The organism is Thalassotalea euphylliae (assembly GCF_003390375.1).
Classification (GTDB): domain Bacteria; phylum Pseudomonadota; class Gammaproteobacteria; order Enterobacterales; family Alteromonadaceae; genus Thalassotalea_F; species Thalassotalea_F euphylliae_A.
In genome coordinates this window covers 3254100-3272775 of record NZ_QUOT01000001.1, presented here as the reverse complement: position 1 = coordinate 3272775, position 18676 = coordinate 3254100, and the positions used below count along the sequence as shown (strand labels likewise).

General features: G+C 42.6%; 18 protein-coding genes. 4 read left to right on the top strand and 14 right to left on the bottom strand.

From position 1 onward, the window contains the following. Nucleotides 1-3 precede the first annotated feature (3 nt). From DXX94_RS14425 to DXX94_RS14410, 4 genes are read right to left on the bottom strand one after another with little or no spacing between them, the layout of a single operon-like run. Nucleotides 4-390: a hypothetical protein gene (locus tag DXX94_RS14425; RefSeq protein WP_116016944.1), complete on the bottom strand. Its 387-nt coding sequence runs from the start codon at nucleotides 388-390 to the stop codon at nucleotides 4-6. Next, nucleotides 383-1129, bottom strand: coding sequence for a hypothetical protein (locus DXX94_RS14420; protein WP_116016942.1), 747 nt, complete (start codon nucleotides 1127-1129; stop codon nucleotides 383-385). The genes DXX94_RS14425 and DXX94_RS14420 overlap by 8 nt, the downstream gene beginning before the upstream one ends. Then, a complete protein-coding gene (locus tag DXX94_RS14415; RefSeq protein WP_116016940.1) occupies nucleotides 1129-1734 on the bottom strand; it encodes a PilN domain-containing protein in 606 nt (201 codons plus the stop codon). The genes DXX94_RS14420 and DXX94_RS14415 overlap by 1 nt, the downstream gene beginning before the upstream one ends. Next, complete coding sequence (locus tag DXX94_RS14410; protein ID WP_116016938.1) at nucleotides 1727-2653, bottom strand: hypothetical protein; 927 nt, start codon at nucleotides 2651-2653, stop codon at nucleotides 1727-1729. The genes DXX94_RS14415 and DXX94_RS14410 overlap by 8 nt, the downstream gene beginning before the upstream one ends. A 333-nt stretch (nucleotides 2654-2986) precedes the next feature. Here DXX94_RS14410 and DXX94_RS14405 point away from each other — a divergent pair, with 333 nt between their 5' ends. Further along, entirely contained in the window at nucleotides 2987-3949 is a 963-nt protein-coding gene (locus DXX94_RS14405) for a 1-aminocyclopropane-1-carboxylate deaminase/D-cysteine desulfhydrase (RefSeq protein ID WP_116016936.1), read from the top strand. Here DXX94_RS14405 and DXX94_RS14400 read toward each other — a convergent pair. The 7 genes from DXX94_RS14400 to DXX94_RS14365 form a co-directional block, all read right to left on the bottom strand. Beyond that, nucleotides 3903-5750: an EAL domain-containing protein gene (locus DXX94_RS14400; protein WP_116016934.1), complete on the bottom strand. Its 1848-nt coding sequence runs from the start codon at nucleotides 5748-5750 to the stop codon at nucleotides 3903-3905. The two genes, DXX94_RS14405 and DXX94_RS14400, sit on opposite strands and share 47 nt — an antisense overlap. Nucleotides 5751-5951: 201 nt before the next feature. Then, nucleotides 5952-6404, bottom strand: a complete 453-nt coding sequence (gene rplI / locus DXX94_RS14395) for a 50S ribosomal protein L9 (RefSeq protein ID WP_116001468.1) — start codon at nucleotides 6402-6404, stop codon at nucleotides 5952-5954. Nucleotides 6405-6421: 17 nt separating this feature from the next. Continuing rightward, nucleotides 6422-6649, bottom strand: coding sequence for a 30S ribosomal protein S18 (gene rpsR, locus DXX94_RS14390; protein ID WP_116001469.1), 228 nt, complete (start codon nucleotides 6647-6649; stop codon nucleotides 6422-6424). Nucleotides 6650-6711: 62 nt separating this feature from the next. Continuing rightward, entirely contained in the window at nucleotides 6712-7014 is a 303-nt protein-coding gene (priB, locus tag DXX94_RS14385) for a primosomal replication protein N (RefSeq protein ID WP_116016932.1), read from the bottom strand. A gap of 10 nt (nucleotides 7015-7024) precedes the next feature. Further along, the gene (rpsF, locus tag DXX94_RS14380) at nucleotides 7025-7423 is read right to left on the bottom strand and encodes a 30S ribosomal protein S6 (RefSeq protein WP_116009229.1); all 399 of its coding nucleotides are present in this window, start codon (nucleotides 7421-7423) and stop codon (nucleotides 7025-7027) included. A 195-nt stretch (nucleotides 7424-7618) separates the two neighbouring features. After that, the gene (locus tag DXX94_RS14375) at nucleotides 7619-8728 is read right to left on the bottom strand and encodes a GGDEF domain-containing protein (protein WP_116016930.1); all 1110 of its coding nucleotides are present in this window, start codon (nucleotides 8726-8728) and stop codon (nucleotides 7619-7621) included. Nucleotides 8729-9085: 357 nt separating this feature from the next. Then, entirely contained in the window at nucleotides 9086-9868 is a 783-nt protein-coding gene (locus DXX94_RS14365; protein ID WP_116016926.1) for an SDR family NAD(P)-dependent oxidoreductase, read from the bottom strand. 424 nt (nucleotides 9869-10292) lie between these two features. Here DXX94_RS14365 and DXX94_RS14360 point away from each other — a divergent pair, with 424 nt between their 5' ends. Beyond that, complete coding sequence (locus DXX94_RS14360; RefSeq protein ID WP_181901567.1) at nucleotides 10293-11573, top strand: DUF945 family protein; 1281 nt, start codon at nucleotides 10293-10295, stop codon at nucleotides 11571-11573. A 105-nt stretch (nucleotides 11574-11678) separates the two neighbouring features. On the opposite strand, the gene rlmB is transcribed toward DXX94_RS14360, so the two are convergent. From rlmB to DXX94_RS14345, 3 genes are all read right to left on the bottom strand, one after another. Then, entirely contained in the window at nucleotides 11679-12431 is a 753-nt protein-coding gene (gene rlmB, locus DXX94_RS14355; RefSeq protein WP_116016922.1) for a 23S rRNA (guanosine(2251)-2'-O)-methyltransferase RlmB, read from the bottom strand. A 146-nt stretch (nucleotides 12432-12577) separates the two neighbouring features. Continuing rightward, entirely contained in the window at nucleotides 12578-15037 is a 2460-nt protein-coding gene (gene rnr / locus DXX94_RS14350) for a ribonuclease R (protein ID WP_116016920.1), read from the bottom strand. 86 nt (nucleotides 15038-15123) lie between these two features. After that, nucleotides 15124-15747 carry a tetratricopeptide repeat protein gene (locus DXX94_RS14345; protein WP_116016918.1) on the bottom strand — a complete coding sequence of 208 codons (624 nt, stop codon included), beginning with the start codon at nucleotides 15745-15747 and terminating at the stop codon, nucleotides 15124-15126. Nucleotides 15748-16186: 439 nt separating this feature from the next. Between DXX94_RS14345 and DXX94_RS14340 the strand changes: the two genes are divergently transcribed. Continuing rightward, on the top strand, nucleotides 16187-17200 hold the full coding sequence (locus DXX94_RS14340; protein WP_116016916.1) for a sensor domain-containing diguanylate cyclase: 1014 nt from the start codon (nucleotides 16187-16189) through the stop codon (nucleotides 17198-17200). A gap of 264 nt (nucleotides 17201-17464) precedes the next feature. Next, on the top strand, nucleotides 17465-18652 hold the full coding sequence (locus tag DXX94_RS14335; protein ID WP_116016914.1) for an HD-GYP domain-containing protein: 1188 nt from the start codon (nucleotides 17465-17467) through the stop codon (nucleotides 18650-18652). The last annotated feature ends 24 nt before the right edge of the window (nucleotides 18653-18676 follow it).

The following is an 18676-nucleotide window of genomic DNA, read 5'->3' as shown; positions in this document are numbered from 1 at the left end:
CTTTTATTTGTATGTCACGACAGAACGAGAAAACAACACTAACTCTTTGCTTTTATCTTCCGATTGAAGAACAACCTGTCGCTCACTAATATCGATAACCTGATAACCGTCAACTTGCTCGCCTAGGCTAACAAGTTGACCACTAATAATTGCTTTATGCTGCACTGCACTCCCGCCTTGAGGCGAAGTACCTGTTGATGGCGAAATAATTGATTGCAAGACTAATTCGCCAGGCTTACGCGTCGCTGAGTCGACATTCGCTGATGCTAAACCTGCTACTAAAGGCCGAGTTGGATCGCTCGAAGCGTTAGCCACAGCGAAACTCGATGCAATGACTAGAGCAAGGCTGAGTTGGCTAAATACCTGCTTTTTACTCACTACTTTAAACACCAATAAATTCCCTTGCCGTACTCAAACTGTATAACGTTACCGATAACTCATTGTTTGGGTATTCTGTCACTTTTAAATCAAACTCTTGCCAGAAAAACTTCCATTGCAATTGCTCAAGCTCTGCTAAGTATGCCTGAAGCGCACTGTAACGCCCCGTTAATGTCAGCTTTATGCCGTGGCGATACAAGGCGACAGTTTCATCACCATTTCCAGCGGCTTGTTCAGCGCTACCTTCCGAAACAGCACTATTATTACCAGTAGCGTTTTCACCAGCTTGATTTAGGTCGTTTGCTTTGTCTTGAGCTTGATTAGCAATAAATAATTCACTTGGCGCAATCACTTCAAAGGATGACAGTGACACACCAGGCTGCAACGCCAATAACTCAACCAAAGCAATTCGCATTTGCACTGGGTTAATCAACTCTGACGTTAGTGTTAATAACTCTTCATCAATATTACTAAGTAAGGCTTTTTGCTGTTCAATTTCTTTGCTAACAGCCTCATTTGGGTCTGTAATCAGTGCTTCTTGATAAATATTGATCGAGGCTTGTGCTGCATTAATTGAAATTTTTAGGTCTTTAATTCTCGCACTTTCTTGCTGTACTCTTTTGATATTAGGCTCGATTGCAAAGGTAAAGCCCAAATACAAAATCAGAAATAAACCGCCAAATAAGATAATGTTTTTTTCACGCTTAGTGAGCAGTAAAAATTTCTCTTGATATTGAAGCCATTGTTCCATTATTCAGTCTCCTCAACCAAGTTGTCCGTTGAGCTCACCTGAAATGAAATAAGCTTGTCATCAGATTCTATCAAACGCATTTGCTGAAATACCTGCCCAGACAATACTTGTGACTTTTCAAAATTGGCTAACCAACGCGGTACAGCACTCGCTTGACGTGCCATGCCCGCAAAATAAAATTGACGTTCCTGAATATTAATATGAGTCAGGCTAATGTTAGGGTTATGTAATTGTGAAAGCTCAGCCATGGCAGACGCAAAACCACCAATGTAAGAATACTCTGTATTGGTGAGGTGCCCATATAAATAGCGCTTGTTTCTGGTAAGTGTTTTTAAGCTCGCCAGTTCAGCGGTTAGTTGACTGTCAGCTTTAGCGGAGATTTGTTGCGCCTTCAACTGCTCTAATTGATCATTAAACTGCTGATTCTGCTGATTTAGCCTTGCCAACTCTTGCGCTGTTTTTGACTGTTGCCAATGGCTATAACTAGCACCAGCAAACATCACAATTAGCGTCAGTCCCCAAATAGTAATAACCGTTGGTAAACTTAACCAAGGTTTCTTCGGCACTAACTCCGCTTGCAGCAAGTTGATTGATGACTTAATCATGAGTCACTTGCTCCTCGCTACTTGTTTGGCTCGATGCCAACTGGCTCGCGCCAATAGCCGCTGCATACATGGCTTTGTCTTGATGCTGCTCACTAAAAACAAATGCATTAACCGGCGTATTAGTATTTTCTGCCAGCTTAGTGACGATATAATTCTGCGTTTTTATTGGCAGAATCACTTGAATTTCTTTAATTGGTGCTTGCTTTAATTGGCGTTCAAAGTAGTCAGAGGAGCGCTGAATTTCAAGGCTTAACGAATCTATCGCACCAAACGAAAGCTCTTCCATGGTTTTACTTGCCAGTTGGGCATAACCTCGAAGGCGTCGATGGAAGAAGATACGTCCGTGTTTGACGATTAAAATCACCACTTCTTCATTTGGCTGCTGACAGACAAGCAATACGGCGTGCTCTTGAAATGGCACTAAGCTAGCAAACGCAAATTCTTCAGTGGAAATTGTCGTGAGCTCAACGATGCTACCCGACATCTTCTCAACAATTGCCTGTAACGCTGATTTAGTTGAAACCACAACGTTAATCTTTTCTGCACCACCTGATAGCGTTGGACCAGAGAAATAGTCGAGGATCATTTCCTCAGGCGGGATAGTCACTAGGTCTTTGATCTGCCATTTTAAAGCGCTAAGAATCTCATCAGTCGGTACATTCGGTTTGTCTACTTGCACGATTTGATATTGCGCGGGCGCCAAGACTAAATGACCTTCGGCACTTAACTTGCCTTCGCTAGCAAATTGTTCAAGTGCCGCCAATTGATCGCCATTAGTTACAGGAAACTGGTGATAATGGTAATCGCCTTGATCGGTGGCATAACAAACTGCCAAGGCATCATGTCGAAATGCCAAGCCAACTTGGTGTGCGACTTTTTTGCCGCGAAACAGCTTAGAGAATTTAGAGGTTAACGACATCCAATGGTTCTTATTTTTTATTCCAGTACGGTACAGCTATACAGCTTCATTATCCCTTATTCCCTTTGATGCGCAAGTTTTTTAGCAACAAAAACAAGCTTTAAGTCACGTTTCTCTAGGCAGTAAATGAATCGCTTAGCAGCACCTAATACGGAGTTTAATTCACGCATTTTAGATATTGAGAATAAGTTACCCCACTTTACTTTCGATATCGTCACTTGAGACAATAACTATACTTATGCTTCAACTTAGCTAAATAATTGCCTCAATAAGCGTCTATTTACTAGTCGTCTAGCCGCTCGTTTAGTGTGTTTAGCCCATCGATTATCACTTATGTCTCCACTGCAAATCATCGAACACCCACTATTTAAGGCACATCAAATTGAGGTATATATCAAGCGCGATGACCTGATTCATCCGATTATCTCTGGTAATAAATGGCGTAAACTAAAGGGCAATTTATCCTATGCCAAAGCAAAGGGATTAAAAGGCATACTGAGTTTTGGCGGCGCTTATTCAAATCATTTGCACGCTCTAGCCTATGCCTGTCAGCAACAAGAATTAGCAGCAAAGGCAGTTATTCGAGGTGAACCTGAATACCTGACCAATTACACCTTGAGCTGGGCAATGCATTGGGGGCTGGAACCCATATTTGTCGATCGCCAAACCTATCGTCAACGAGAACAGGCTGAGTATCTAGCTGCACTCGCGACACAATTTCCAGACTATTTAATTGTGCCAGAAGGCGGCAGTAATCAATTGGCATTATCTGGGCTCGCGGAGTTAGTGGAGGAGCTAAATCAGCAGATAAGCTTTGACACTTTAATGTTACCCGTTGGCAGCGGCGGCACCATCGCTGGCATTATCAACGCTGATCAGTGCCAACACCAAATTCTCGGGATTGCAGTACTGAAACAGGCTGACTATTTACGTAACAATATCAATCAACTACTCTCAACTAGTCAAAATCAAACGGCTAAGACTTTCAATAATTGGCAGCTACTAACCGAATTTCATCGCGGTGGTTATGGAAAATTTAGTGACCAAGATTGCTTGCGTTTAGCTGAGTTTATCGCGCAAACGGGCGTCCCATTTGAACCAATCTACTCAGGGAAAATAGTATTAGCGCTGTTGGATTTGATCGCACAAGGGTACTTTCCAGCAGGCCACAAAATTGTATTACTGCACACTGGCGGACTGCAAGGCCTTGGCGGCCAGATAGAACGAGGATTACTACCAAACGAATTTATTAAGGCAGTACAATCGCATTTGCCATCTGCGCCACAGGTTCAGTAAAGAAGTGCCCTTGACCGCCAGTTACACCAAGATGAACTAAGGTGCGCCACTCTTCCTTACTTTCAACACCCAGCGCATAAATTTTTACACCATGTTGCAAGCAGCGTGCTTTTAAGCTTTGAATAAAAACCTGATTTTCCATTTTTTCGTGCACTAGATAAACAATACTGCGATGCAATTTAATATAACTGATCGGGCAGTCTCTTAAGTAATCAGTACTCACCACATATTGCCCTACTTTATCAGCCAGTATTTTTACGCCCAGCTCATCCAAAAGCCCCACTACCGGTGCTAATTTATTTAAATGCGTGACTAAATGATATTCGCTAATTTCAATAATTAACCGATTGGCAATGTCCGGTACCTGCGCTAATTTAATAAACATTGCTTCGATAAATTGTTCGTCAAGCAAAGCATCTATCGAGAGATTCAAACTGCATGCATCGGGCTGTTTACTCTCGTACTGCAATAAACGGCACACTTGTTCAAATACCAACAGATCGATTTTGGCACTTAAACCACATTTTTGCGCCATAGGCAGGAAAACGCGTGCACTGGTTAATTGCCCTTGGCTATCGCGCACTTTTGACAAAACTTCGTGATGAAGAATTTGATCGCTTTGGCTTGCTATGACAGGTTGAAAGAAGATAACAAAGGCATTTTTCTCAATGGCCCGCTCTAAAAATGTACGCCACTTTAGTGAGCCTTTCGCGGTTTCCGCTGCGACTTCTCCTGTGTCATACATAAACCATTGCGATGGGCCTTGCAGCTGCGCATTGCGCAATGCCATATCCGCTTCAGCCATCACTTTGTAGGCTTGATTGTCGCCCGCAAAACAAACAACCCCCATATGAACAAACTCTTCTTGAGCAACACCAATCGGTAATGGCACTTGGCTAATACTCGCGAGTACGCGATTAGCAAGCTTTTCTGCTTCATCTGCGTAAAAACCGGGTAGCAATAGAGCCAGTTCAGCTTCATTCGGGCGTGCAATAAAATAGTTATTAAAGTTAACAAGGCGTTTTTGAATCAAGCCAATAGCTTGTTCGACAATATCAAGTGCTTGCTGCGCGCCATAAGCAGTTTGGACCGTATCGAAATCTTTAAAACAAACTAGCATGACACAGCCTCTTGAATCTTCTTCTTTGAGCAGTGCATCTAGGCGATTGTTGAAAAATTCTCGATTACCAACCCCTGTTTCAGGCTCTAATAAAAGTCTTTCACGAATTTGTAGCTCTGCCTGACCTTGACTCGCTTTTGCTTCTTGCAGCTTCTGTAAAAGCTCTGCAATTGACTCACTGATCGGCTCTTTCGCTTGGATTGGTTGATATTTGCCATGAATGCGTGACAAGGCAACCCAATTCTCCAATGCGTGAATCGGGTCAAAAGATAAAGTGAGTGTTTTTGATAAGCTGCCACGAATTGCCACCACAAAAGCAACAAAAACGATATTAAATGCAATAAACAGCCACGAACTAACGAGTAGATAGAATGGATGGATAAAAACCAAGGTTAAGGTGTCGTTGCTCACCTCTCTTAACAAGGTGAAATCAGATGAAGACAACTGCTCGTGATAAAGCGGTAAACCCGACTCAATATTAAAGATTTCAACCAGAGAAGCAGGATACCATTGATTAGTCGCCTGCATTATTGCTTCAGCTTGCTGATTTTGTTCAAACCAAATTGCACCCAGCGCAAAAGCAACGCTTGCCAAATAAAGTAGCAAAGCCCCAAGTTCAAACCGTTTAATAACCGCTTTTAATGTATGCTGGAAAATATGCGGCACAGCAGCCTCTGACAAAATTAACTCCGTTTAATAAGTTATAGTATTGATATTTAACTCGGTACAGGTTTTCCTTACCAATTGGTATAACGACCGAGGTATTCGCCAATTAATTCAGCTTATTTATATCTTTGTCTTTATCTATAGGCATAAAAAAACACCATGGCCGAGGCACATGGTGTTTTTTTATTAACGTGTCGTTGTTATCTACAAAGCAAATTATGCTTGAGCGATTACAACAACTTTAACGTTAACGTCTACATCTGTGTGTAAGTGAAGTGCGATTTCGAATTCGCCAGTTTCACGGATTGAACCGTGAGGCATGCGAACTTCTGATTTAACAACTTCAACACCAGCTTCAGTGATAGCATCAGCAATATCTTTAGTACCGATAGAGCCGAATAGCTTGCCTTCGTCACCAGCTTTAGAAGCGATAGTCACTTCTGCAAGCTCAGTTACTTTAGCAGCACGTGCTTCAGCAGCAGCTAAAGCTTCAGCTAGTTGCTTTTCTAAGTCTGCACGACGAGCTTCAAAGTGCTCAACGTTAGCTTTAGAAGCGAATACAGCTTTACCTTTTGGTAGTAAGTAGTTACGTGCGTAACCAGACTTTACCGTCACCTTGTCACCAAGGCCGCCTAACTTGGCGATTTTGTCTAGAAGGATAACTTCCATCTTAATGCCCCTTTAGGTTACTTGTGTAAATCAGTGTATGGTAATAGTGCTAAGTAACGTGCACGCTTGATAGCAGTAGCTAGTTGGCGTTGGTATTTAGCACTTGTACCAGTGATACGGCTAGGTACGATTTTACCACTTTCAGTGATGTAGTTTTTTAGTGTTGCGATATCTTTGTAATCGATTTGCGCAGCACCTTCCGCTGAGAAGCGGCAGAACTTACGACGTCTAAAAAAACGTGACATGGGATTTCTCCTAATCATTGATGTTGCTTACTGAGCAAACACTCAATTAAACAATCATCGAATCAAATCATTTCAATCTGTTGAGCATGCAAGGCAAGTACTGGATTTCCGGTTCTTGACTCATGACGGTTAATAAAACCTGTCACTTGAATTTGCATGCCCTCAATTAATTCACTTGCTAATCGTTGTGACCATTCGCCTGTTGCGACCACTTTCATTCTAACGAATGCTTGTCGGCTTAAGCCATCTTCAACCTGGATTGAACGATGTTCGATACTAAACTGACAGTGGTGAACCCCCGCAGGGCTAGTTGATAATTTCAGTGAGCTTGCCACATTACCAACAAGAACGAAGCTGTTAGTCACGGATTACTAATTATTCAGCAGCAGCTTCTTCTTTCTTAGGAGCTTCAGCTGGCTTTTCAGTAACCTCTTTCTTAGCTTCGCGACGGTCATCTTTAGCAGTCGCCATAGGAGACGCTTCAGTTACCGCGCCTTTAGTGCGCATGATCATGTTACGTAGAACCACGTCGTTGTAACGGAAAGAAGTTTCTAATTCATCAATAACTGACTGAGGCGCTTCAACGTTCATTAAAACGTAGTGTGCCTTGTGTAGTTTGTTGATTGGGTAAGCTAATTGACGACGACCCCAGTCTTCAAGACGTGTGATTGAGCCTTCAGCAGCTGTGATCATGTCTGAGTAACGCTGGATCATGCCAGGTACTTGTTCACTCTGATCAGGGTGAACCATAAATACGATTTCGTAATGACGCATTACGAGCTCCTTACGGTTGTAGCCTCGTATCTGGCTCAGCCAACACCAGTGTTGAGGCAAGGAACAAAACTTGCGGCTGATTTAAGGTCGCGTATTGTAGGGAAAATAACCAAGGAAGGCAAGTACGGCGCGAGAAAAAACGCGTGTTAATTACCGTATAGACAACAACTCACTAACTATTGGCGTTAGCTAAGCCTAACCCTTATTAATTACCGTGCAGTTTCGACCATTAGCTTTCGCTTGATAAAGTGCCTTATCGGCGCCGCTCATCAAATTACTGGCGCTGCTTTGTTGACCAGGTACTAATGAATAAATTCCTGCACTCACGGAGACTGAAAAGTCATGTTGATTAAAATAAATCGTCGAGGAACTGATCTCTTCACGTAGCGCTTCTACTAGGTTAAACACGTCAGTTTGCTCGGTACCAGTAACGATAACCGCAAACTCTTCCCCCCCTATACGCGCAACAATATCGGTATCTCGTTGGAATGTTGACTTCATCGCGCTGGCAATGTGCTTAATAGTTTCGTCACCCGCAGGATGACCATACCGATCATTCACTTTCTTAAAGTAATCAATATCAACAATTACAATCGACAAGGTTGTTTGGCGGCGCATATTTGCATCCCATGCATGTGCTAGGTACTGATCAAAGTGGCGGCGGTTATATATGCCGGTTAACGCATCTTTTATTGATAGCTCTTTTAAGGTTTGCTTCTGAGTTAATTTTTCTAGGTATTCTTTGTTCAACTGTCGCCCTTGAAATAACATATAAATGCTGTAAAAAAACAGCATACCAACTTCAAGTTGAGCCACTACAGAGTCCGACATTAGCACCACAGTGATAATTGGAATCACCGTATTTGATGCTAGGTAACTAGTGTACAAAGACTTATCTAGGGAATAGGTCACCGTTCCACTACTTACTAACGCAAATATCGTCATAAAGACGTAGATAAACAAAGGCTCAAATTTTGGTAGCAACATAGAGAGCGCGAATACAGAGCTGAAAATAAGACAGGGCAGCAGCACACTTGCACGCAACAATAACCACCAAACTTTATGGCTATATTGCTTTAGTGATTTCGAGCTAAAGTAAAAGACAATACGAAAAGCGCCGAGCAATAATAATGCGCCAGCAATGCCATAAAACCATTCGCTCTGCTCGCGATAAAAATCAGTGCCAATTCCTATCGCTAGCCAGCCTAATAAATAGATATAACATCCGTTAAGTGAACGTCGTTCAATATCTTGCTCAACTTGCTCAATCACTTGAGTAGTTGCCGACGAATTATTTGAAGTCACTTATAGCTACCTATTTGACTAACAAGGTGAGATCTAAAAAAGCAGCCAATTGAGGCTGCTAATGCATCGATACTGGTGCAATCACTAGGGCAGCTATGACAACTTGCAAAGCTACACTCAAGGGTCGCACGATGTAATAAAGTGTTCAGCATAAAATCCTTTTCAATGCCACAAACTTTGTAAGGATAATAGGGAGCGCTGCCAATTAAAAGTATTTGTGTACAAAATTGGGAAGAGTTACTGTTGCTAGCTTGCTTAGCCCAACTGCAAACGCTCGCCAAAAACTTCAGGCAAAAATAAAAGCCGCTTCTTGTTAAACGGCTTTGTCGCAGGGAAAGGTTGTTTTTATTAGAGCCTTTATTTACCAAAACCACGCATTACATTAACGGCTAGTCCCATCCACTTAGGCACAGCATAGCGCAGTTTAGGCTTGTCGTGCTCGGCGGCTTTAACCATAGCATCAATAACAGGTTGAATATTGTCGTTCTGCATATTTAACACTGACTTTTGCTCTACTTCGGCAATATAATCTTTGTGATCGCTATAAAGCGAATCAGGTTTCATCCAAGAGAATTTCTTCTCCATATTGGCTTCGTTAAAGCCAGTACCGTATGGACCTGGCTCAATCATAGAAACATTAACTCCAAATGGTGCCAACTCTTCTGACAAACCAGCGCCCGCACTTTCTAGCGCGAACTTAGTCATCGAATAAGGCGACAAGAATGGCAATGGAATACGACCAACTAACGACGTAACAATAATAATGGTACCTTTTTTCTTAGCCATCATTTTTGGAGCTGCCGCTTGAATCATAGCAATCGTACCAATCACGTTGGTTTCAAGGTTGTTACGAATGCGTTCTAATGGCACTTCCACTAACGCGCCACCTTCACCGATACCGGCATTATTGATTAACACATCAAGATCGAACGATTTTACCTGTTCGACATCATCAGGATTAGTTATATCAAGCTTAATAATTTGAAGCTCAACGTTTTGCGATTTTGAAAATTCAGTTAGCGACTCTGCTTGATTTTCATCGTAAGTTGCAGCGATAACTTGATGACCTCGTTTTGCCAATGCGATAGCGGTTTCGCGACCAAAGCCAGTTGCCGCGCCAGTAATTAATATTTTCTTCATCAATTATTCCCAGTAACTTAATAACCTGAATACTTAGGCCACTAATTATTTCAATATCAAATTTAAAACTGACATGAATAGTAAGGCATATGCCGTGAAAGTTCAGCGATAAATCACATCACCAAGCCATTATTCCCTATATAAATCTACTAAATGGGCTTAGATATTACACCCCACAAATAGTGAAACATTCAGCGGATAACGCCCAATGCATTGGCGTGTTCAGATAATGAACTGAGCTTGAGTGATTTTCACCCTGCCGAGTTTAGAGGCAAGTATGATATTTGAGCCGTTAATGAAATCTACAAGCCCATGAAAGCACTAGATTTTTGTTTGCCTAAACTATGTTTTTGTCGTACTGTTGTTGCCTGTTTGCAAAACTTACACGTTTGCATACCAAGGAATGTTTTATAAGGGAATTATCATGAAAAAAGCGAGCATAGGCGCAGCCATCGCAATAACTGGCTGCCTCATACTGCCCTACTTTGTTGGCAACTCATTTCAGACTTACCACCAAAACACCATTGCTTCGATAGAAAAAAATCCAGCTATTGCTGTTAAAGACTATCAATTTACTCGTAACTGGTTTGGTGGCGAAGCAGTAACAACCTTATCAATTGCTACGCAAGCACCTGAAATGCCAACAGTTGATCTGGTATTAACAGAGTCGTTAACCTTTGGTCCTGTCAACATTTCTACCAGCGGGCTACAACTTTCATTGGTAAAATCGAAAGCAAGTTTCGATATTCCCCTTTTCGCCGCTCAGCCCCAAATTGTTGAACAGCTCAATCAAAACATCAAAATAAGCTCTGTACTATCTTGGTTAGGAAACTATTCGACTAGGCTTGAAACGCTTGCCTTTGATATCGACGAAGTCGACCAGTCAGTTAATATCAGACCATCGCTTGGCGAGTTCACTTTAAGTGGCGACACATTAACGGGTGAATATGTTTGGCAAGGGCTGTCAATTAAAGGCCAAGGAAAAGCCCTTGAAGTACTGCCGTTAACTTTCAAATTAGATCAAACTCTAATTGCTGGAGATATGTATTCAGGTGATGCTGTTTCAGTTGGCGACTTCAGTGTCAGTGTTGAACGCTTTTCATTTGATAACAAAGCAAACGGCCAGTCGTTGGCGATTAACAATATGTATATTGAGGGTAATACCACAGAGCACGATGACCTACTCGATCTAACATTAACTTATGGCGCAGATGAGATCACAGCCATGGACAAAAAAGTGACTGAAAGCAACCTAGTAGTTGCGATACGTAACCTTGATATTAAAGCAATTCAAGCACTTAATCGCGCGTCGCAATCGTTTAACGGTGATCCGCAATCAGTAGCAACCCAACAGGCTTTAGCTAGCCTAATTCCAACTGCTATGGCGATGCTTGACCACAGCCCAGAAATCGCCATCGAAGAATTTAGTGTTGTAACTGAACATGGTAAATTAGCATCCAAAGCTAAACTAGACATCAATAAAGACTTGGTCGATATCAACAACCCCATGTCAGTCGTTGCGGCTATGAATCTAGAGGCTAATGGCGCTGGCCCAGAAGCTTTCTTCCAACAACTTGGCCTATCGCCAATGATTGATGGCTATGTACAGCAAGGCTTATTAACAAAAGATGAAGGTAAGCTGAGTTTTACCGCTAGCTTTGCACAAGGTCAGCTAAAAATTAATGACAAGGTAATGCCGCTTTAAGCTCTAAGCTCTGTGCTCGAAGCTCTTGAAACAAAAAAAAACGCCAGCCTGATTTACAAATCAGGCTGGCGTTTTTTATTGTGGCTTGGACACTACTAAATCAGACTATGCTCGGCGCTGGCGGACAATTTCAAACAAACAAATACCCGTTGCTACCGACACATTTAAACTAGAAACACTGCCTGCCATTGGCAGCTTAACAAGCTGATCGCAATGCTCGCGCGTTAAACGACGCATCCCTTTTCCTTCCGCGCCCATCACCAGTGCCATTGGGCCATCGAGCTTAACATCGTACAAGCAAGTATCCGTTTCACCAGCCGTACCGATAATCCACACACCCATTTGCTGCAATTGCTTCATGGTACGTGCTAAATTAGTAACCTGAACTAACGGCACAGTTTCCGCCGCACCAACAGCAACTTTGCGCACTGTTGCCGTAATACGCGCCGCTTTGTCTTTTGGCACAATGATCGCCTGAACGCCCGCGGCATCGGCGTTGCGCAAACAAGCGCCTAAATTATGCGGGTCAGTTACGCCATCAAGGATCAGTAAAAATGGTGACTCGTCGTTGCGCTCAGCTTCGCTTAAAATGTCTTCCAAATCATTTTCAGTATAGGTTTTTCCTGGCTTAACGCGTGCTACTACCCCTTGATGTTGCTCGCCATCGCTTTTGTCGTCGAGCACTTTACGATGCACCAATTGCACAGGAATTCCATATTTTCGCGCCAAGTTGATAATGGGTAATAAGCGCTCATCATCACGCCCTTTTAGTAACCACATTTCAACAAATCGCTCAGGTGAGCGTTTAATAAGCGCGTTAACCGCGTGGATACCTAAAACAATTTCTTCTTTTGCCATTCTTTTACCATTTCTTTGCCATTAGACTTATTAAATTCTAATGTCTTAAGTGTTTGTTAATTAAATGATGTTAACTAAATATTTTGGCTTAGCTAATTTCCGCTTAGCGCTTGTCACCTAGCAGCCAGCGACACTGCCATATGAAGCTATTGCTTAGCGCGCTTGCGGGCATTTTTGCCAGGTCGAGATTTTCTCGCCTTACGTTTTTCCGCTTTTGACTTTTCCTTTTTGGGCAGCTCGCTTTTTGCCTTAGCTTTTTTGGGCTTTTTGCCTGCGGCTTTATCACCCTTACGCTCAGGTTGGTAACTTACGCCGCCTCGACCTGTCGATTTTGCCTTGCCCTTGTCCTTCGTCGCACCACCACTTTTGTTTGCACTGCCTTTGTTTGCACCACGTAAGGGTTTAGCGCGCTTAATAACAGCGTCTTCACCGCAAAGGACCAGATCTATTTTCTTCTCATCCAAATTTACCGCTGCTACCTGGACTTTTAACACATCGCCAACATGGTAACGGGTATTCGTTTTCTCGCCGGTCAGGGACATGCGAACGTCATCAAAGTGATAATAATCGCGGCCAAGCGAAGTAATATGCACTAGGCCTTCAATATGTAAGTCTGACAAGCGCACGAACATACCGAAGTTGGTGACTGTTGAAATCACACCAGTAAATTCATCACCGACATGATCTTGCATATATTCACATTTTAGCCAATCAGCAACATCACGGGTCGCATCATCTGCGCGGCGCTCTGTCATTGAGCAATGCTCGCCTAAGTTGACAACTTGCTCTTGTGAATAGCTAAAACAGCCAACATTCACTGGGTTGTTTTCTTGTGCTTCTAAAATTGCTTTGATAACGCGGTGAATTACCAAATCAGGGTAGCGACGAATCGGTGAAGTGAAGTGGCTGTATGATTGCAACGCCAAGCCAAAATGACCAATATTGTCGCTTTGATAAACCGCTTGTTTCATTGAACGCAATAGCATGGTTTGGATCAGCTCTTGATCGGGGCGGCCAGCCACTTTTGCTAACACATCACTGTAATCACGAGGTTCAACTTCTTGGGAAATCGGCATCGCAATGCCCAATTCAGCTAAATAGCTAACAAAGTTTTTATACTTCTCTTCACTAGGTTTATCGTGCACGCGGAACAAACCTGGCATCGCGTGTTTTTCAACGAACTTCGCCGTGGCGACATTCGCCAAAATCATGCACTCTTCAATCATTTTGTGCGCGTCGTTGCGCACTAGTGGCAAAATGGCTTCAATTTTTTTGTCGGCGTTAAAGATAAAACGCGACTCTTCCGTTTCGAACGCAATCGCACCGCGATTTAAGCGGGCATCGTTAAGCGCAGTGTAAAGCTTGTGTAACTCTTCTAATTCACTAACGCGCGGAGCATATTGTTCACGCAAAGCTTCGTCACCATCTAAAATGGCTGCCACTTTGGTGTAAGTAAAACGTGCGTGTGAGCGCATTACCGCTGGATAAAATTTGCTGCCAGAGAGCTTGCCACGCTCACTAATGGTCATTTCACAGACCATACAAAGGCGGTCAACATCTGGGTTAAGCGAACACAAGCCATTGGAAAGCTTTTCTGGCAACATCGGAATGACTTGGCTTGGGAAGTACACCGAATTACCGCGCGCAATCGCTTCATCATCTAAGCCACTACCTGGGCGTACATAATAACTGACATCAGCAATTGCCACCCACAAGCGCCAACCACCTGACTTTTTACGCTCGCAGTAAACCGCATCATCAAAGTCTCGTGCGTCTTCACCATCAATGGTCACAAGTGGCAAGTCGCGTATATCGACACGCCCTTGTTTAGCAGACTCTTCAACTTCTTCGCTAAGCTCAGCTATTTCATCTGTTACCGCTTGCGACCATTGATGTGGTAAATCGTGTTCGCGCAGCGCAATGTCTATCTCCATACCCGGCGCCATGTGATCGCCCAGTACTTCAATTACTTTGCCGACTGCATTACTGCGCTTGCTCGGACGTTGCACCACTTCAACCACCACCACTTGGCCGTGGCGAGCACCCAGTTTGCCATCGGGCACAATCAAAATATCTTGGTTAATGCGGGCATCATCAGGCACAACAAAGGCCAAGTGATTTTCAACAAAAAAGCGACCTACAATTCCAGCTTTTCGCGGCTCGATGACATCGAGTATTTTAATCTCTTTGCGGCCTTGGCGATCGGTACGGTCAAGCAATATCGCTTCAACAATATCGCCGTGGATCGCTCGCTGCATTTCATGTGAGGAAATAAAAAAGTCTTTACCTCCAGTATCTGGAGCAAAGAAACCGTAGCCATCGCGATGGCCAATGACCCTACCAGTCAGCTTGGCACTTTGATCAGCAATTACGTATTGCTTAAATTTATTGAACGTCAGTTGACCGGCATTTTCCATGGCTCGCAAACGACGCTTCACCCCGATTTTGCGATCTTCGTCTTTGCCATAACCTAGCTTTTTAACGATGGCGCTATACGTCATAGGTACTGCAGATAATTTGATGAGTTCTAACAGGTGTTCACGGCTAGCGACAGGCTTTTCGTATTTATTAGCTTCACGCTCTAGGAATGGGTCTTTTGGGCTCACATGAAATGCTCAGGATTTTTTTTGTAGTATAACCTGTGTTGAACACTTCTAGTGAGCTATTTAGCTTATTTTGTGAAAACTAAAAGCTAGTATTTTATTCGTTTAGCTTTGGCGACAATATGTTCTGGCATTTTATTCGCAAGTTTCGCTAATGACATACTAATGCGCTTATGCACCTTTTTATCATCAGTTACCGCGTAATGTAACTGTGAGTAAAGCTCTGGAAAGTCTAGCGGGCTGCCATGACCTTGATTGTAAATATCGGCTAGGCGCAATTGCGCTTTTAAATTGTTCGATGCAGAAGCCGCTTTTAAATACATAATGGCTTTGTTTAAGTCAGGCTGCATAAACTTTCCTACATGGTGATAACGGCCAAGCTGCTCTAACCCTTCAGGCAGCCCTTGATCGGCAGATAGCTGCATGTAGTAAAGACCAAGTTCAATATCTTTTTCAATGCAAACGCCAAAGGCCAGCATATCGCCCCATAAAAATTGATACGATGGTAGTTTTGCCTTCACAGCACGTGCTTCAATATCTTGCACAAGCTGGCACTCATCTAACACCACTTGACTCAAATGTTTATTTTCTTTGATTAAATCAAGTAATTGATTGTCGGTATAAATTTGTACCGCTTCAAAGCTCTGTGCCTTGCTTGGCAACGCAAATAACCAAGATAGCGCCACAATAAATAGAATAAAACAAACTCGCATTGTCAAAAAACCAACCTACTTACCATTTAAATTATTAGTCGGAGATACACTACCGAATATTAATCAGTTGCCCACCCCACTTGGTTTACATATGTTTACGCATGCCGTATAACCAGTAGCCCTGCCAATACTGCAAAGTATTGCAGTATTAACTTCCGTTATCGGCAGCAATAAGTAAAGTCTTAGCCATTGCCAATTCATAGTCTGCAAAGGCAATGCTGGGCAGAAATACGCAACGTATCAATAAATCACTACCCTAATTTGCGGCACTAGCCGCGCCAAAAACATGGCGAACAATACTGTGAAACTCAACTGATAGGCTAGATAAAGCAATTTAGATACCAGTGTCACAAATACCAATTTCTGATAATTTTTCGCTTGCCTCATGCGCAAGAATTCTTAACAATTACAGAGTAGAAAAATAGTCGAGTGGACATCTATGTCATCAATACAGCAGTTAATTGAAAACTCCAGAACGAATGAAGCAATCGCTAAAAAACTGTTTGAAATTGAAACAGAAATTCTTAGCTGCTCATCAAGCAAAGAGTTATTGCAAACGCTACTGACATTGATAAAAAACAAGTTCCAACTGCATGATATTCACCTACTGCTGATTGACCCTCCACCGCTCAGCTATATGTTAAGCCAAGTGGCTCAAACCGATTGGCACACGCAACATACCCGTCAAATTAGTGCCGAACGACTAGCGTTATTCCATGGCGACGAAAAACCATTGCTAACCAATCAACTGGCAGAACTTGACTGTATTTTACCAACGAGTTTGTTCGAAGGGGCAAAATCTGCCGCTTTTATTCCGGTAAAATTAGAAGGAAAGCTGTTTGGTAGTTTGCTGTTAACCGATCGCAGCAGCGGCCGGTTTGCACCGGACTTAGGTACAATCCACCTTGAGCAGCTAGCAGTTAAAGTCAGTCTTTGTTTATCTAATGTGCTGATTCGTGAACAACTCGAATATATGGCGAATTATGATCGCCTAACCGGCGTTGCCAATCGTCGCTTAATGGAAGTGACTATTACCGAAGAGTTAAGCCGCCAAAAGCGCTACAGCACGCCATTTTCACTGCTATTTATTGACTGTAATAAATTTAAGCAAATCAATGATACTTATGGCCACGATTGTGGTGACAAAGTGCTGGTTTATGTTGCTAGCCAAATTAAAGAACTGATTCGCGATACTGACCATTGCTTTAGATATGCTGGCGATGAATTTGTCATTACTCTTGCCAACCAACGCCAACACGAAGCCGACCAAGTTGCACAACGGCTAGTCAGTTTCTTCGCGAACCATCAAATGCGCTACCAAGACAAATTACTGCCAGTCACAATTAGTTGTGGCGCAGTTCAAAGTAATGGCAAACAAACAATGGACGACCTACTTAAACTGGCAGACCAAGCCCAATATCGCCATAAAGCAACACACCCGACTCACTCTTAATTCTTATCTTTCAAACAATTACATAGCTTAGCCCTGCGCTAATGGGTAGCCCAGCGCTAATAGGCTAGTCCTACATTAGCACTTGCTTTTTTCACGCACATCACTGGCTTGATACTGATCACAATCACTGATGATTAGGCCACCTTATAAAATTGCAAAGCCCCCTTAGACGTCTACACTTAGCATTAACACCACTGGCAGGTTACTTGGCTCGTTACCCTTGCTCGATTGTTTGATTAAATAGAAGAAACGGAATGGCAGTAAATGATTATTGAAGTAGGGATAACCAAAATAAAATTGGGCCAATATATTGTTGATATTGTTGAACAAACGGGCACCTATCAACTAAAAGGTCCAGGCCATGTTAAATCGCAAGCGATTATTGATAATCTCGCTAATCACGGCGTTTCGAGTGTTCTAATTGACACTAGCAAGTCACTAGTTATCAAAAATTCAGACAATGGCGACATTCAGTTTACTCGTCCTGAGCAAACTGACACTTATGTAGAACCATTGGCCTTCGAAATCAGCCAGGCAAAAGCCCTGTTTTCCCACTCAAAAAGCATTCAACGTCAACTGTTGCGCAATATCATGAATGACATTGATGTTGACATCGTGCCTGTAAAAGAAGTTACTGATGATGCTGTGGAAGCGGTATTTAAAAACCCAGACGCATTAGCCTGTGTGCTTAATATCCGCATTAAAGATGACTACCTGCTGGAACATGCAGTTTCTGTATCTATATTGATGAGCATATTTTGCCGCCATTTAGGCATTGAAAAGCGTTTAGCCAAAGAGGTTGCTATCGGCGCTTTTTTACATGATGTTGGCAAAGTTAAAATACCTGACGAAATTCTTAATAAACCTGCCAAATTAACACCTGAGGAGTTTGCGGTAATGCAAACCCATGTTCAACATTCAATTGATATCATTAATAACATTGCTGGTATTTCAGATTTGAGTATGGAGGTCGCTGCCCTTCATCATGAAAAGCTCAATGGCTCAGGCTATCCATACCAGTTGGCGGCTGATGATATTTCAATGTACGGCAGGATGATCACTATTTGTGATATTTTCGATGCGCTTACTGCTAACCGAGTCTACAAAGCAGGCTACTGCCATATTAAAGCATTTAATATTTTAAGAAAGCTTGCTAAAGATGGTGAGCTTGATCAAATTCTGGTTGATCAATTTATCCGCTGCATGGGGGTTTACCCAATAGGCTCTTTGGTCGAACTAAACGCCAATCGCTTAGCCATTGTTGAAGCAAGAACCGATGACCCAACCCGCCCAAAAGTTCGTTCGTTTTACGACATTGATCACCGCCACTACACCATGGCTGAAGATATTGATTTATCGAGCACTGAAGGTATTGTGATTAAAAGTGTGCGAGCAGATGATTTTAATTTAGAAATGAATAAAATTGTCGAGTTTTTAATGCTGCAAGGCTAACGCACTAAAAATAGATATTAGACA

Bases quoted from the DNA above. Each gene is read 5' to 3' on its own strand.
- DXX94_RS14415 (WP_116016940.1), bottom strand. From the start codon at position 1,734: ATGATTAAGTCATCAATCAACTTGCTGCAAGCGGAGTTAGTGCCGAAG.
- DXX94_RS14410 (WP_116016938.1), bottom strand. From the start codon at position 2,653: ATGTCGTTAACCTCTAAATTCTCTAAGCTGTTTCGCGGCAAAAAAGTC.
- rlmB (WP_116016922.1), bottom strand. From the start codon at position 12,431: ATGGCAAAAGAAGAAATTGTTTTAGGTATCCACGCGGTTAACGCGCTT.
- DXX94_RS14365 (WP_116016926.1), bottom strand. From the start codon at position 9,868: ATGAAGAAAATATTAATTACTGGCGCGGCAACTGGCTTTGGTCGCGAA.
- DXX94_RS14345 (WP_116016918.1), bottom strand. From the start codon at position 15,747: ATGCGAGTTTGTTTTATTCTATTTATTGTGGCGCTATCTTGGTTATTT.
- DXX94_RS14420 (WP_116016942.1), bottom strand. From the start codon at position 1,129: ATGGAACAATGGCTTCAATATCAAGAGAAATTTTTACTGCTCACTAAG.
- rpsF (WP_116009229.1), bottom strand. From the start codon at position 7,423: ATGCGTCATTACGAAATCGTATTTATGGTTCACCCTGATCAGAGTGAA.
- rplI (WP_116001468.1), bottom strand. From the start codon at position 6,404: ATGGAAGTTATCCTTCTAGACAAAATCGCCAAGTTAGGCGGCCTTGGT.
- DXX94_RS14335 (WP_116016914.1), top strand. From the start codon at position 17,465: ATGATTATTGAAGTAGGGATAACCAAAATAAAATTGGGCCAATATATT.
- DXX94_RS14360 (WP_181901567.1), top strand. From the start codon at position 10,293: ATGAAAAAAGCGAGCATAGGCGCAGCCATCGCAATAACTGGCTGCCTC.
- rpsR (WP_116001469.1), bottom strand. From the start codon at position 6,649: ATGTCACGTTTTTTTAGACGTCGTAAGTTCTGCCGCTTCTCAGCGGAA.
- DXX94_RS14405 (WP_116016936.1), top strand. From the start codon at position 2,987: ATGTCTCCACTGCAAATCATCGAACACCCACTATTTAAGGCACATCAA.
- DXX94_RS14340 (WP_116016916.1), top strand. From the start codon at position 16,187: ATGTCATCAATACAGCAGTTAATTGAAAACTCCAGAACGAATGAAGCA.